Origin of the sequence: Rhodococcus sp. NPDC006774 (genome assembly GCF_040636045.1) — a bacterium.
In the GTDB taxonomy this organism is placed as follows: Bacteria; Actinomycetota; Actinomycetes; order Mycobacteriales; family Mycobacteriaceae; genus Rhodococcoides.
This window is the reverse complement of the sequence record NZ_JBEYIW010000020.1, coordinates 30355-43636: the sequence shown is the minus strand read 5'-3', so window position 1 is coordinate 43636 and position 13282 is coordinate 30355. Positions and strand designations below refer to the sequence as shown.

Annotated in this window: 12 protein-coding genes; 6 read left to right on the top strand and 6 right to left on the bottom strand. The window is 65.7% G+C overall.

Annotated features, from left to right (window positions below; genetic code table 11):
- Positions 1–141 precede the first annotated feature (141 nt).
- Both ABZ677_RS22795 and ABZ677_RS22790 read left to right on the top strand, forming a co-directional pair.
- Positions 142–1509: a WS/DGAT domain-containing protein gene (locus tag ABZ677_RS22795; RefSeq protein WP_358373501.1), complete on the top strand. Its 1368-nt coding sequence runs from the start codon at positions 142–144 to the stop codon at positions 1507–1509.
- A gap of 75 nt (positions 1510–1584) precedes the next feature.
- The gene (locus ABZ677_RS22790; RefSeq protein WP_358373499.1) at positions 1585–2466 is read left to right on the top strand and encodes a PE-PPE domain-containing protein; all 882 of its coding nucleotides are present in this window, start codon (positions 1585–1587) and stop codon (positions 2464–2466) included.
- On the opposite strand, the gene ABZ677_RS22785 is transcribed toward ABZ677_RS22790, so the two are convergent.
- From ABZ677_RS22785 to ABZ677_RS22770, 4 genes are all read right to left on the bottom strand, one after another.
- Positions 2432–2902: an SRPBCC family protein gene (locus ABZ677_RS22785; RefSeq protein ID WP_358373496.1), complete on the bottom strand. Its 471-nt coding sequence runs from the start codon at positions 2900–2902 to the stop codon at positions 2432–2434. The two genes, ABZ677_RS22790 and ABZ677_RS22785, sit on opposite strands and share 35 nt — an antisense overlap.
- Before the next feature lie 10 nt (positions 2903–2912).
- Positions 2913–3272, bottom strand: a complete 360-nt coding sequence (locus ABZ677_RS22780; RefSeq protein WP_037191459.1) for a VOC family protein — start codon at positions 3270–3272, stop codon at positions 2913–2915.
- A gap of 17 nt (positions 3273–3289) precedes the next feature.
- Positions 3290–4246, bottom strand: a complete 957-nt coding sequence (locus ABZ677_RS22775) for an alpha/beta hydrolase family protein (RefSeq protein WP_037191458.1) — start codon at positions 4244–4246, stop codon at positions 3290–3292.
- A 74-nt stretch (positions 4247–4320) separates the two neighbouring features.
- Positions 4321–6234, bottom strand: a complete 1914-nt coding sequence (locus ABZ677_RS22770) for an alpha-amylase family protein (protein WP_358373492.1) — start codon at positions 6232–6234, stop codon at positions 4321–4323.
- 71 nt (positions 6235–6305) lie between these two features.
- Between ABZ677_RS22770 and ABZ677_RS22765 the strand changes: the two genes are divergently transcribed.
- Positions 6306–7265 carry an SDR family NAD(P)-dependent oxidoreductase gene (locus tag ABZ677_RS22765; RefSeq protein WP_358373489.1) on the top strand — a complete coding sequence of 320 codons (960 nt, stop codon included), beginning with the start codon at positions 6306–6308 and terminating at the stop codon, positions 7263–7265.
- 6 nt (positions 7266–7271) lie between these two features.
- On the opposite strand, the gene ABZ677_RS22760 is transcribed toward ABZ677_RS22765, so the two are convergent.
- Both ABZ677_RS22760 and ABZ677_RS22755 read right to left on the bottom strand, forming a co-directional pair.
- A complete protein-coding gene (locus tag ABZ677_RS22760) occupies positions 7272–7811 on the bottom strand; it encodes a hypothetical protein (RefSeq protein WP_358373487.1) in 540 nt (179 codons plus the stop codon).
- A gap of 37 nt (positions 7812–7848) precedes the next feature.
- Positions 7849–9618 carry a GAF domain-containing protein gene (locus ABZ677_RS22755; RefSeq protein WP_358373484.1) on the bottom strand — a complete coding sequence of 590 codons (1770 nt, stop codon included), beginning with the start codon at positions 9616–9618 and terminating at the stop codon, positions 7849–7851.
- A 49-nt stretch (positions 9619–9667) separates the two neighbouring features.
- Between ABZ677_RS22755 and ABZ677_RS22750 the strand changes: the two genes are divergently transcribed.
- From ABZ677_RS22750 to ABZ677_RS22740, 3 genes are all read left to right on the top strand, one after another.
- Complete coding sequence (locus ABZ677_RS22750) at positions 9668–11041, top strand: FAD-linked oxidase C-terminal domain-containing protein (protein WP_358373481.1); 1374 nt, start codon at positions 9668–9670, stop codon at positions 11039–11041.
- Between the two features lie 268 nt (positions 11042–11309).
- On the top strand, positions 11310–12077 hold the full coding sequence (locus ABZ677_RS22745) for a metallophosphoesterase family protein (RefSeq protein WP_358373478.1): 768 nt from the start codon (positions 11310–11312) through the stop codon (positions 12075–12077).
- 4 nt (positions 12078–12081) lie between these two features.
- Positions 12082–13254, top strand: a complete 1173-nt coding sequence (locus ABZ677_RS22740; RefSeq protein ID WP_358373475.1) for a winged helix DNA-binding domain-containing protein — start codon at positions 12082–12084, stop codon at positions 13252–13254.
- The last annotated feature ends 28 nt before the right edge of the window (positions 13255–13282 follow it).

The following is a 13282-nucleotide window of genomic DNA, read 5'->3' as shown; positions in this document are numbered from 1 at the left end:
TTGGATCAGGCTAGCGCCGATGCCGCCGGTAGACCTCCAGGCAATCGAAGAAGTCCTCGGCCCGTCCTGGTGACACTTCACAGAACAGGACCGGTCAGTATGGAAAATCTCGATTCGTAGTGCGACGCATAGGCTCGACGCGTGCCCCGCGCTCGAGCCGACCACCGACGCCCCGGATCGACGCGCCTGCATCCGGCCGATGCTCGCGCGTACTGGATGGCGTCGAAGATTCCGAGCGACCAGTTTCTGCTGTACTGCTTCGACAGCGGATCCACGGACGTCGACGCCGAGGTGGCACGACTGTACGAGCGCAGCAGCCGCGTGGAGGTCCTGCGTCGACGCATCATGGACGTGGCATGCGGCCTCGACTACCCGCGCTGGACCGAGGCGGGTCCGCAGTCCGACACGATCTCCGTCCACCGGACGACGATCACCTGGTCGGAGTGCCTCGATGCGATCGCAGCCTCGTTCGAGCGTCAGGTCGACCCCCGAGTTTCGGTGTGGCACCTACACCTGTATCCGAACATCGCCGACGCTCCCGGTGGCACGGCCCTCGTTGCCGTGCTACAGCTTTCGCACGCGGCGGCCGACGGGACATTGGCCGCTCGCACTGCCCGTGACCTGTTCGGCACGCATCCACTCCCACCGGCTTCGGCCCCGGAACAACTCCCTCCGGTATCAGAGCTGGCTTCCTCGATGGTTGCCGCTGCGGCTCTTCCGCTGCAACTGGCACAGATGGTTCGCGGCGGCGTCCGTGCCCGACGCGACGCGCTGAGCCTCGAACGAGGCACCGACTCGGGTGATATTCCCCCGCCCACACATTCGCGCCCTCTGACCGCGCTCGACGTCGCCCCCACCGGACGGACGTCCGTGCGGACCATCGTGCTCCGCAAGGCCGACCTGCAGTCCGGCGGTACCACCGTCACCACGTTCGTGCTGACCGCACTGTCTGTTGCGCTCCAACGCCTTCTCGAAGATCCGGCGGATCTGGCCGCCGAGGTCACCGTCGCCAGGGATGCACGAGCCGACGCGCGAAACAATTTCGGAAACGTCGGCGTCGGACTGTTTCCCGCCGAACCGGACATCCGTACTCGCAGCCGACTCGTCGCCGCCGATCTGGCCGCGCGCCGAGCTCGCGCGGATCATCCGCTGTCGCAGGCAGCCCGCGCATCACAGGACGACGTCGAAGCCCACGTGCCGGCTTTTCTCGCCGAATGGGGCGTCGCGCAGTTCGATCCGACCGCTGCCCCTCCGGCGGTCACCGGGAACACCGTCGTGTCCAGCGTCTCGCGCGGTGCCGCAGACCTCACGTTCGGCGGCGGCTCCGTCCGATTCACCGCAGGTTTCCCGGCTTTGTCCCCTGCCATGAGCCTGACCCACGGAGTTCACGGCATCGGCGATACCGTCACCGTCGGCATCACGTCCAACAGCGCGGCCGTACCCGACCCGGATCTGTACGAGGCACTCCTCCGCGACGCCCTCGACGACGTACGCACTGCTCTGGCCTGACCCGGACCGAACTGCCAGACAGTTCTCAGTATTTGTCGGGCGTCCGGCTCAGGTTCGCCCACCAGACTGACAGCCATGAGCCAGGAGAAGGTCACCGTACTCGCCGTCGGAGGTACCGGAGAATCACATCCGTCCGACCACCGGACGCGGGTGACCGGCCTGCTGGCCTGCGTCGTGGGCGAGCTCGACGACCGCTTCGTCGGCCGGTGGGTCGGCTATCCGGCGTCGTACGGTCCGGTCGCATTCGGCGGGCTGTGCTTTCGACACAGCGCAGACATCGGCGTCAGACGCCTGCGCCGCGCCGTCGAGGGCACCAGCGGACCGATCGCCCTGATCGGGTACTCCCAGGGTGCGACCGTCGTCCGCGAGGTGCTCGGTCTGGTGCACGACGGAACGATCGACGGCAGCCGCATCGTTGCCGCTGGTCTGGTATCGGATCCTCAGCAGCCGGTCGGTGCCGTCGACGGATGCACCGGACGTGGCGTCGCCGGTGCGGGTCCGGCTCTGCCCGAGTCGATTCCGGTCGAGTGGATCGGTCTGAAGTCCGACATGATCTGCAACGCCAGCGACGACAGCCTGATCCGTGACATCGCGGACCTCACCCGATGGATGTCGTTTCGGACCCCGAAGATCTGGTTGCGTGAACTGTGGAATTTACTGCGAAGCAATAGCTTTCAGAACGCGACCCGAACCCGCCTTCGGCCCTCGCAGTGGGCGAAGGATGTTCGACGCCTTCGCACCGCGGCCGCCGAAGTGGCCGGGTATCTACCGCAGTCGTTGCGCTGGCACCGATTCGAATGGGCCAATCCCGGCGGCGGCAGGCACATCGCATACGCGCGCGAACCGTACGAGGACGACTCGACCGGATGTCAGGTTCTCGCCCGGTGGTTGGGCGAGCAAGCGGATCGACGCGAGGAGATGCTCAGACCTTCTCGGCCACAGCCGCGAGCTGCCTGAGCCCCTTCTCGAAATCCGGCCCGACGAGCTTGTCCATCGAGAACACTTTTCCGATCAGAGCGAACAGCTTGTTCTGCTTTCCCGACATGCGCCAGGTCACCCGGGTTCCGTCGGCGACGGGCTCGAGCAGGAACGCCGTGACGTTCCGGTTCTTCAGCGGCTTGGTGAACGCGAGGTCGAGCACGATTCGTTCGGGAATCGATTCGGTGATGGTCATCGTCCCCGCGCCGGCCTTGCGGTTACCCGACCACGTGTACGACGCACCCACTCCGGCGTCGGGACCGGTGTAGGTGCGCTGCAAACCAGGGTCGAGTCCCTCGTAGGGCGACCACTGCTGCCAATGGTGAAAGTTGTCGATCAGCGCGTGCACGGTAGCGGCGTCCGCCCGGACGAGGGCCGATCGCTCGACGAGTACCGGGTGGGCTTCGCTGACCATGACGGTTCCTTCATTCTCTTTTGCACAGGCAGAAGATGTGCCCCGCGGGATCGCGATACACCCAGAACGAGGGCTGCGCGTGGTCGATGAGTTCGGCCCCGGCGTCGACGACGAAGTCCCTGGCCTGTTCCATGTCGTCCACCACCAGGTCGAGGTGGATCTTGATGCCCTCGCTCGGCCAGTCGATGGGGGTGAAGTCCGGCGCCTTCTGAAAGGCGAGCCGCAGTTCGCCCGGGCCGTGCACCACCACCCAGTCCCCGTCGTCGCGGACGGGCTCCCATCCGAGGATGGTGCTGTAGAACCGGCCGAGTGCGGCGGGATCCGGGCAGTCGAGCACCGTGTAGTCGACGGTGATCCGCGGTGGCGTCATGGCGGACAGAGTAGCTGTCAGCCGCCGACAGCAGGAGCGATTGTCTCGAACCACGCCTCGTGCAGGTGCTGCTCCCAGTGGTTCCACCAGTGCACACCGGTGCCGGTGATCTTGACGTTGGGACGCCCGCCCACCGCCTGGAGGAGGGGGACGAATGCCCGACTGCTCATTCCCGCTGCAGTCTCGAGCGGCACCATCTGTGCGAACTTGACGGGGTCGAAGCTGCTGCTGGCCGGATTGAACACAGGGTCCGTGGCCGGTGAGCCGCTCCCCGAGGAGACGAAGACTGCCGTGTTGCGCAACGCACCGACGTTGAGGGACGGATCGTTGCGGATCCAGTCCGCGGACGGCCAGGTACCCCACATGTTGCGAGCGTTGCCGCCCATCTCGCCGACGGCGACCGCGATGCCCTGCGCGAACCCGGGGCTACTGGCCGTCGGGTAACCGCTGAACGATGCGACGGCCTTGTAGAAGTCGGGGTGGTGGGCGGCCAGGTTCAGAGCCGAGGTTCCGCTCATCGACAGTCCGGCCACCGCGTTGTTGACGTTGTCGCTGCCGAACCGATCGGCCATGAACGGCGGCAGCTCCTGAGTGAGGAACGTTTCCCACTTCACCCGTCCGAGCTTGGGGTCGTCGCGCTGCCAGTCGGAGTAGAACGTGCCGCCGCCGCCGAACGGGATGGCCACGTTGACGTGCTTGTCGGCGAAGAAGCTCTCGACGTCGGTCTCGATGAGCCAGCCGTTGTCGTTCTCGGGCGCACGCAGGCCGTCGAGCAGGTACAAAGTGGGTGCGGGGCCGCCGCCTGCAGCTTTGAGCACCTTGACCGGGATGTTCTTGTCCATCGACGGCGAGTAGACGTAGACGAGCTCGGAGTCGGCCTTCGCCACACCGGTCCCCATCAGCACCGTTGCCATCGTGGCGACCAACACCGCCACCACAGCGAGCACCAGACTTCGTATCCGAGCATGCAGCATCGAGATTGTCCCCTTGTTCGTATCCGGCCGACCGTCTCGGGGAGGGTAACAGCCCGGTCACGGCATCGCCTCTTCTAGCGCAGCGGGTTGTCGACGATCCACCACGCCGCGTACGGCGGCAACCACACCGAGCCGGTGTCGTCGACCTGCAGATCGTGCTGCGAGAGAACCTCGACCGGGGCCGGAATTCCGAGTTCGATCAGCTGCGCGTGCGGGAACGACCGGTGTTCGGCCGTGACGTTGTAGAGCGCGACGAGAGTGCCGCTGGGATGCCGCCTGCGCACCACGAGCAGACCGTCGTCCGACTCGCTCTGCACGTCCACCGGCGCCTCGGCGTGCAACATCGGCAGTCCGGCGCGTACCTTCGCAATCCGCGCGATACCGTCGAACACTCGTTGCGCGTCGCTCCCCTGCTGGAATCGGCCGGCGCGATCGGCGTCGGTCACCCGCGGCCGGTGCACCCACCGGTTGTCCTCGGCATGAGCTGGTTCCTGGGCCCAGTTCGGATCTCCCGGGGAGCCGAGCTCGTCGCCGCTCCACACCACCGGAATTCCGCCCCATCCGGCAATGATGGCGTGCGCCAGGAAGATTCGCCCGAATCCGCCGTCGGGATCCAAGCGGGACGGGCCGAGACCGGTCAGTGCTGCCGCGGTTCCGCTGATCCGGCGGTCGCCGGTGTCCGGGTTGTACTGGAACACCAGGCCTTCGGCCCACGAGCCGTCGAATTCCCCGGAATACCAGTCGGCCAAGAAGTGGCGATGCCCTGCGCCCGAGAGTCCGAGAGACGCCGCGTCGCCGTCGTCGATGGCCCAGCCGATGTCGTCGTGGCAGCGAACGTATGTCACCCAGGTGCCGCTCGGCGGTGTCGGGGGCAACGATGCCAACGCGTGACGCGCCAAAGCTGTACTGCCCGTTGCCAACATCGACCACACCTGCACCATCAGCGAGTTGTGGTACGCGATGTCCGAGACCCGTCCGGTATGCCGCCCCTGACCCAGGTACGGCAGCAGATCGCGGGGTCCGACGATCGCCTCGGCCTTGAACAACGTGGCCGGAGCAGCGAGTCGAGCGGTGGCGCGCAGGGCCTGGGTGACCGCATGCACCTCGGGTTGGTTCTGGCAGTTGGTACCGAGCCGTTTCCACAGAAATGCGATCGCATCGAGGCGAAGCACTTCGACCCCGAGATTGGCCAGGTGCAGCACGATGCTCGCGAACTCCTGCAGCACAGCGGGATTGGCCCAGTTCAGATCCCACTGCCATTCGTTGAACGTCGTCCACACCCACTCGCCGAGTGTGTCGTCGAACGTGAAGCTGCCGGGCGCGAAGTCGGGAAACACCTCGGGGAGAGTGCGCTCGTACGAGTCCGGGGTGGTGCGATCGGGATAGATCAGGAAGTAGTCTCGGTACTTCGGATCACCCGAGCGCGCCTTCTCGGCCCATTCGTGTTCGCGAGCAACGTGATTGAGTACCAGGTCGACCACAAGACTGATGCCGCGTCCACGTAGTGTCTCCGCGAGCGCCCGCAGGTCCTCGTTGGTACCGAGATCGTCGCGCACCGCTCGGTAGTCCATCACCGCGTATCCGCCGTCGTTGTCGCCGGGCCGCGGTTGCAGCAGCGGCATCAGGTGCAGGTAGGTGACACCCAGATCGGTCAGATGGTCGAGCCGTTCGCCCACCCCGCGCAGCGTCTGTCCGTACCGGTCGACGTAACAGGCGTAGCCGAACATGTCCGGCTGCTGAAACCAGTCCGGTTCGAGCAAACGGCGCTGATCGAGCCGGTGCAGATCCTCCGGGCGGGCGGCGTAGGCGCGCGCAGCGATCTCCACCAGGGTCGCCGCCACGGCGTCGGGATCGGGGTAGACGGCCGTGACCGCGTCGTGCAGATCGGGAAACCACTGCTCGAGACGCAACTCGAACGTCTCGCGTCGGTGTGCGGGAAGTTCGGCGAGGATCTCGCGGGTGACGTCGGAGACGGCGGGGTGAACCATGCACTCATTCTGGCATCGACCCCGGCGTGCGGACGCGCATACATCCGGTTACCGCGGGGTATCAGAGCGGCATGTCATTGCTGACCCGCACGCTGGACACGATCCTCGACCGAGCAGTCGTTCCCGGATACTCCCGCATCGGCGCCACAGTGCGGCGACGATTCTGGGCCGCGGATCCGACGCCGTTCCCCTCCCCCATCGACATGGTGGTGACCGGTGCGTCGTCCGGTCTGGGAGCTGCCACTGCGAAGGAACTTGCGCGGCTCGGGGCACGGGTGCACCTGGTCGGCAGGTCTGCCGATCGGCTGGAGTCCGCGGCCGCCGCCATCCGAGCCGAGGTTCCCGACGCCTCCCTGGTGGTGCGTGAGTGCGATATCAGCAACCTCGACTCGGTGGCCGCCTTGGCCGCGGCGCTGGCGTCCGAACTCGCGTCGGTGCACGCGCTCGTGCATTGCGCCGGGGTGATGCCGGACGAGCGGCAGCTGTCGGCGCAGGGGCACGAATCCGCTTTCGCCACCCATGTTCTCGGACCGGTCGCGCTGACGGTGGGGCTGAGAGAATTGTTCGACGCCGGATCGCGGGTCGTGTTCGTCTCGAGCGGCGGCATGTACCCGGTGCCGTTGCAGTCGGCCGACTTCGAGTTCGAGAACGGCAGATACTCCGGTATGACGGCATACGCCAGGACCAAACGTATGCAGGTGGTCGTGACCGAGCAACTGGCCGAACGCTTTTCGCTCGAAGACGATCCGGTGGTGCACAGCATGCACCCCGGCTGGGCGGCCACTCCTGGCGTCACCGGGTCGATGCCACTGTTCGGTTCGGTGATGAAGCCCATTCTGCGTAGCGCGCACGACGGGGCCGACACCATCGTCTGGCTCGTCGCATCCGACCAGGCATTGACCAGTACCGGTACGTTCTGGCACGACCGGGCCCCGCGTCCGACGCACTACCCGTCGTGGCGTGGAGATTCACCTCGCGTGCGAGATGCACTGTGGGCGAGCGTGGTCGAAGCAACAGGCGTCGAGCTCTGACTCGATTCACCGCTCGGCTGTCGGCCGCTTCAGCCCACCGACCGCGTTCCGAACGAGCACCAGCAGGAACAAGCTGGTTCCCCAGCCGATCATGCACAGAATGACACCCACACCCGACTGCCCGGTGGCATCGGTGCTCGCTTCGATGCAGAACGCCGTCGAGAACCCCGCCGTCGTGCCCAACGCAGCGACGTGCCCGCCGGTCTTCGGCCAACGTGACAGATGCGCGGCCAGCAGGAACAACAACACCACCGTCGCACCGCACGCGGCCACCTGCCATGACGGGAACGCGTTCGGGGCAGGGAGCCCAGGCCCACGGAACTCGCCCCGTTGATCGGCAGACCAGCTCAACCAGCCTGCACACGCGGCGAAACCCGATGCGACAGCTATCGATCCGGTGGCCCACAAGCCCAGCGGGCCGGTCCCCGCTCTCTCCCTGCGCTTCCTGAACCGGGCCCACAGCAAGAGAGCCCAGAGTGTCGACGGCACACCGACGAAAACGAAGACTATCCACAGAAATCGAGACCACGAGAAGTCGACTGCCATCCCCCGACGCTATCCGACGAGCACCGATTCGCTCGGATCACAGACCCAGCAGGTCGGCCGATCGTCGCAGGCGCATGAGCACCTGGAGATCGAGAGCATCGTCCGGGTCACGCCACTGCGTACCGATAAGCCGGTCGATGGCTTCGAGCCGTTGGTAGAGCGTGTTGACGTGCACCCCCAAGCTCGACGCGGTAGCCGAATGATGGCGGCCGTGAGCCAGATACGTCGACAACGTCTCCATCAGCGGCACCCCGCGCTTGTTCTGCTCGGCGAGCAGCGGCCCGAGCTTGTCCTCGGTGAGTTCGTCCAAGTGCTCACGGGCCATGTGGCTCAGCAGGATTCGATAGATCCCCAGGCCGCGCGCCGAGGACACGTCGCCATCCCTGCCGAGAGTCGTCAGCACGTCCACTGTCTGTTGCGCTTCTCGGAACGCCGTCGCCAGAGCGTCGGCACCTCGTGCGGGCTCGGAGATTCCCACGGTCGCACGGGTGACGAGCATACGGCGTACAGCAGCCGACTCTCGAGCAGGAACCACCAGCAGAACCCTCGATCCTTGCTCTGCCACAACAGAACCCGGCGGCAGTGCGATGGACTCCAACTCAGGTCTCGACGCGTCTCCCTGCGCAACCGCGACGCAGTACGTCACGTCCGGCGCCAGTCCGGCACGGTGGAACTGCCTGCGTTCGTCATCCGGTGACGAGGTTGGATGGAGGAGTAGGTCGAGCAAGAATGCGTCCTGTGCCCGGCGTGCGGATTCCGCTGCCGCACGCTCCTCTGCGAGCGACAGTGCGATGGCCGGTACAGCTCGATCGAGAAGTAGGTGGGTCTGACTATCGTCGCGTCCGACGGAGATCAACACCCCCAGAAAGTTGCCGGCTGCCACCACCCGACGAGCTGTCATGTCGCCGTCGACGGCAGTGTCCGCGCCTGCTCTGCACCGTTCGACCATGGCTTCGACCTGGGCGGACCGGCCTTCCAACGCAGCCGGTACCGACGCGCCGTCGGCCAGGAAGTGCGCGGGGCGTCCGGTGGCCGTCGCCACCTCCCGAACCAGACTCCGCACGCCGCCTCCGCGGAGGACGACCTGAGTCAACGTGCGGTCCCACTGCAGGGTCTGCTCCAATTCAGCAGTGCGAAGGGATAATTCGGCGTTGAGTTTTTCGAGCTTGTCGATCGCCCGCACGTTCTCGATGGCGATGGCCGCGTGTGCGGCCAGTGCCGACAGCAGAGCGATCTCGCTGTCTGCAAAGTCGCGCTCCTGCCGCTTGCACGCGAACAATGCGCCGATCACCCGGTCGCCCACCCGCAGCGGTACGCCCAGCAAGCCGCGCATGTTCTCCGACCGCGCCGCGCTGTCTGCCCCGGTGATATGCCGAAACGCCGGTTCGCTCTGGTAGTCGGGGGTCCACGACGGCGAGGCTCCGCGCACGATGAGGCCGACGAGACCCTCGTCCTGCGCGAGCCTGATGCCCACGAGCTTCGGTGTCAGTGCACCACTGGTCACCTCGATGACGAACTCGTCCCCATAGACCGAACCCATGTAGGCCAGATCCACGCCGAGCAGTCTGCGCGCCTGGTCCACCACTTCCTGCAACAGAATCCGGTTGTCTCGCACCGTCGTCAGACGCACCGCGATGTCGTTGAGCGCCGACAGCTCGGTGCTGCGCTGTTTGCGTTGATCGAGCAGGGTGCGCAGCCGTAGAGCCGCATGCGCCTCGGCACCGGGAAGGTCCCGGCGATGGGCTTCCAACTCGTCGACGGACGCGTCGTCGAGCAGCAGTTCCATCCATGACTTCGCAGGCGACATAGAGAAAACCTACATTGGCCGAGATGCAGGTCACAGCTAGAGTCGAGTCATGTCGCTCGTCGAACAGTTGTCGGACTCTCTCCCCGCGGACCGCGTCGTTGCCGATCCCGACGTCATCACGTCGTACCAGCACGACGAGGCGGAATGGGCACCGTTTGCGATGCCTGTTGCCGTCGTGCGCCCCCGCACCGCCGAGGAAGTGCAGAGTGTCGTCCGTGCATGCCTCGCTCACGGCGCACCCGTCGTCACTCGCGGGGCGGGCACCGGACTGTCCGGCGGCGCGAACGCCACCGAGGGATGCGTCGTCCTCGCTCTCGACGGCATGGACGCGATCAAGGAGATCGACCCGCTCGAGCGCTACGCCGTCGTAGAACCAGGGGTGGTCAACGACCACTTGCGGGCAGCGGTCGCCGAACAGGGTCTCTGGTACCCACCGGATCCGGCCAGCGCACCGTGGTCGACCATCGGTGGCAACGTCGCCACCAACGCCGGTGGACTGTGCTGCGTGAAGTACGGCGTCACCCGCGATTACGTCATGGGCATGCAGGTGGTCACCGGAACCGGAGAGCTGGTGAGGCTCGGACGTAAGACCGCCAAAGGCGTTGCCGGATACGATCTTGCAGGTCTGATGGTCGGATCGGAGGGCACTCTGGGCATCATCACCGAGGTGACACTCAAGCTGCGCCCGCTCCAGGATCCGCAGCGGACCGTTGCCGGCTACTTCGATTCGATCGTCGACGCCGGGCGTGCCGTCGCCGCGGTGGCCGCCGCAGGATTGACGCCCTCCGCGTTGGAGCTGATCGACAAGCAGTGCCTCATCGCCGTCGACGCCTGGAAGAACATGGGACTGTCGGTCGAGGCGAATGTGGTGCTGCTCGGGCGGATCGACGACCCCGGACTCATCGGAGACCAGGAAGCCGAGAAGATGCTCTCGTGCTTCGACGAGGCCGGGGCCACGTGGTCTGCGGTCTCGACCGATCAGGAGGAGGCCGACGCGCTGTTCGCAGCCCGGCGGTTGGCGTACCCGGCGATGGAGCGGCTAGGGCCGGTGTTGACCGAGGACGTCTGCGTGCCGAAGAAGCATGTGCCCGAAATGCTCTCGCGCATCGAGCAGATCGGCCTGCGTTACGAGACGACGATCGCCAACATCGCCCACGCAGGCGACGGAAACCTGCATCCGTTGCTCATCACTCCACACGACGACCTTCCCGCTCGCGAGCGGGCCCAGGCCGCCTTCGCCGAGATCATCGACGCTGCACTGGAACTCGGTGGCACCGTCACCGGCGAACACGGAGTCGGGCTGCTCAAGATGGACGGCCTAGAGCAAGAACTCGATCCGGTGGTGTTGGACATGCACCGCGCGGTGAAGAAGGCGCTCGACCCGCACGGAATCCTCAACCCGGGCAAGGTATTCACAGCCTGACAGCGCTAAGACCCTATGTTCGAGTGCGCAGATTGCCGTTGTGCAGCACGGTCACCAGCAGGCTAGGCAGTCCGTTGACCAGCACAAGAACCGCAACCACGACGCCTATGGCCAGCCACGGCTCGGTCAGCCACCACGTTATGGACGACCCGAGCGAAGGTCTATGGAGAAACCACCCACCGAAGACGGAAGCCTGAGGGTGAAGTCTCCAGCACTTGCCATGGGCCGCCGTGTTGCAGTCGACTGCCCGCGCTGCGATTCTGTGGTCGTGCGAGTAGCTCTCATAGCCGACATTCACGGCAACATCGCGGCGCTCGACGCCGTGCTCGAGGACATCGAACGCCATCACGTCGACTCGGTGATCAATCTCGGCGATCTGCTCTCCGGCGGCCTGCATCCGCGTCGAACTGCGGATCGACTCATGGCCTTGGACATGCCAACGATCGCAGGCAACCACGACCGCTATCTGCTCGAGCAGGCTCCCGATTCCATGGGCAGTTGGGATCGGCACGCCCATGATCGACTCGACGACGAGCATCGACAGTGGCTGGCCTCGCTGCCGTTCTCACTCGAGCTGGATTGCGGAATCCTCGCAGTGCACGGAACGCCCACCGATGATCAGCAGTATTTTCTGCACTCGGTGGACCTCGACGGCTCTCGCGAGGCAACCGAAGCCGAAATTCTCGACAGAGCAGCAGGTTTCACCGACAGAGCTGTCATAGCCTGCGGCCATACCCACCTGCAGCGACGATGGACTCTCCCCAGCGGCACACTCGTGGTCAATCCGGGGAGCGTCGGCGCGCCCGCGTACGACGACGATCAGCCCCACCCGCACGTCATGGAATCCGGCTCTCCGCATGCGCGCTACGCGGTACTCGACGATCACGGCCGTGGCAGCTGGACAGTCTCGTTCGAGCTGGTCGAGTACGACCACGTCGGTGCAGCCGCCGATGCCCGCGCGCACGGGATGAGCGACATCGCCGACGCACTTCTCACCGGATTTGTCGGCCCTGCGCCACAAATGCCGTCACACTGATCGCGTGAAGATCACCGACGCTCAGCGCCGACACCGGCTCGTCGCGCAGCACTTCGCCCGTGCATCGACCACCGAAGCGGTGGTGTCGTCACTCCTCGCGTTGCATGCCACCGATCCGGCGACGGTGTATCTGTCGGTGCTCGCCCGCGCTCGAACACTGGGACTCTCGGATGTTCGTGATGCGATGTACGAGCGCCGAAGCCTGGTGCGGTTGATGGCGATGCGGCGCACGATGTTCGTCGTCGCTCACGACGACGTTCCGATGATTCACGCTGCGGCGAGCCTCGGGGTTGCGCGCACCATGCGGGCGCGCCTGATCAAACAGGTCTCCACTTTGCCCACCGAGCCGGTGATCGATGACGTCGAATCTTGGCTCTCCGCAACCGAAGCCGAGACCGACTCGGCGTTGCGATCGATGGGAACTGCCACCGGTGCAGAACTGTCCTCTGCAGTTGCAGGCCTCAAGACAGCGCTGCTACCGACCACCGACAAGGTGTACGACGTCAAGCGGTACGTCACCTCCGAGGTGCTGGTGATGATGGCCGCCGAGGGAAAATTGGTGCGCGTGGAACCGCGGGGCGCGTGGACATCCCGACGGCACGCGTGGGCACCGATCGATCACTGGTGGCCGGACGGGATTCCCGAACTCGACGAGACCGAGGCCAGAACGGACCTTGCTCGACGGTGGCTCGAGGTATTCGGACCTGCGACCCTCGACGATCTGCAGTGGTGGACGGGCTGGAACAAGACGCAGACTCGTGGGGCGGTCTCGGGCCTGGACACCGTGGCCGTCGAACTGACCGAGGGCGATGGAATCATGTTGTCCAGCACTGTTTTCGGGAAGCCTTCCGGCACGAGCGTCATGCTGCTACCTGCGCTCGATCCCACGCCGATGGGATGGAAGCACCGCGCCTGGTATCTCGGCGAACACAAGGCACCGCTGTTCGACACCTTCGGCAACATCGGCCCGACCATCTGGTCCGGGGGTCGCATCGTCGGCGGTTGGGCGGTGACCGGTTCCGGAGAGGTGGTGACCGAGTTCCTGGAGGGCGTCGGATCGACGGTGTCGAAAGCCGTTGCAGCCGAGGCAGAACGACTCACTGTTCTGCTCGAAGGCACCCCGGTGGTCCCATCCTTCCCGACACCGCTCGAGAAAGAACTGCGTGGGAAGACGTAGCCGATATCTGCCTGGGCAGCGGGGCACG

What these genes read in the sequence shown, in the direction of transcription:
- ABZ677_RS22790 (WP_358373499.1), top strand. Translation starts at nt 1,585, where the DNA reads ATGAGCCAGGAGAAGGTCACCGTACTCGCCGTCGGAGGTACCGGAGAA.
- ABZ677_RS22785 (WP_358373496.1), bottom strand. Translation starts at nt 2,902, where the DNA reads ATGGTCAGCGAAGCCCACCCGGTACTCGTCGAGCGATCGGCCCTCGTC.
- ABZ677_RS22780 (WP_037191459.1), bottom strand. Translation starts at nt 3,272, where the DNA reads ATGACGCCACCGCGGATCACCGTCGACTACACGGTGCTCGACTGCCCG.
- ABZ677_RS22775 (WP_037191458.1), bottom strand. Translation starts at nt 4,246, where the DNA reads ATGCTGCATGCTCGGATACGAAGTCTGGTGCTCGCTGTGGTGGCGGTG.
- ABZ677_RS22770 (WP_358373492.1), bottom strand. Translation starts at nt 6,234, where the DNA reads ATGGTTCACCCCGCCGTCTCCGACGTCACCCGCGAGATCCTCGCCGAA.
- ABZ677_RS22765 (WP_358373489.1), top strand. Translation starts at nt 6,306, where the DNA reads ATGTCATTGCTGACCCGCACGCTGGACACGATCCTCGACCGAGCAGTC.
- ABZ677_RS22760 (WP_358373487.1), bottom strand. Translation starts at nt 7,811, where the DNA reads ATGGCAGTCGACTTCTCGTGGTCTCGATTTCTGTGGATAGTCTTCGTT.
- ABZ677_RS22755 (WP_358373484.1), bottom strand. Translation starts at nt 9,618, where the DNA reads ATGTCGCCTGCGAAGTCATGGATGGAACTGCTGCTCGACGACGCGTCC.
- ABZ677_RS22750 (WP_358373481.1), top strand. Translation starts at nt 9,668, where the DNA reads ATGTCGCTCGTCGAACAGTTGTCGGACTCTCTCCCCGCGGACCGCGTC.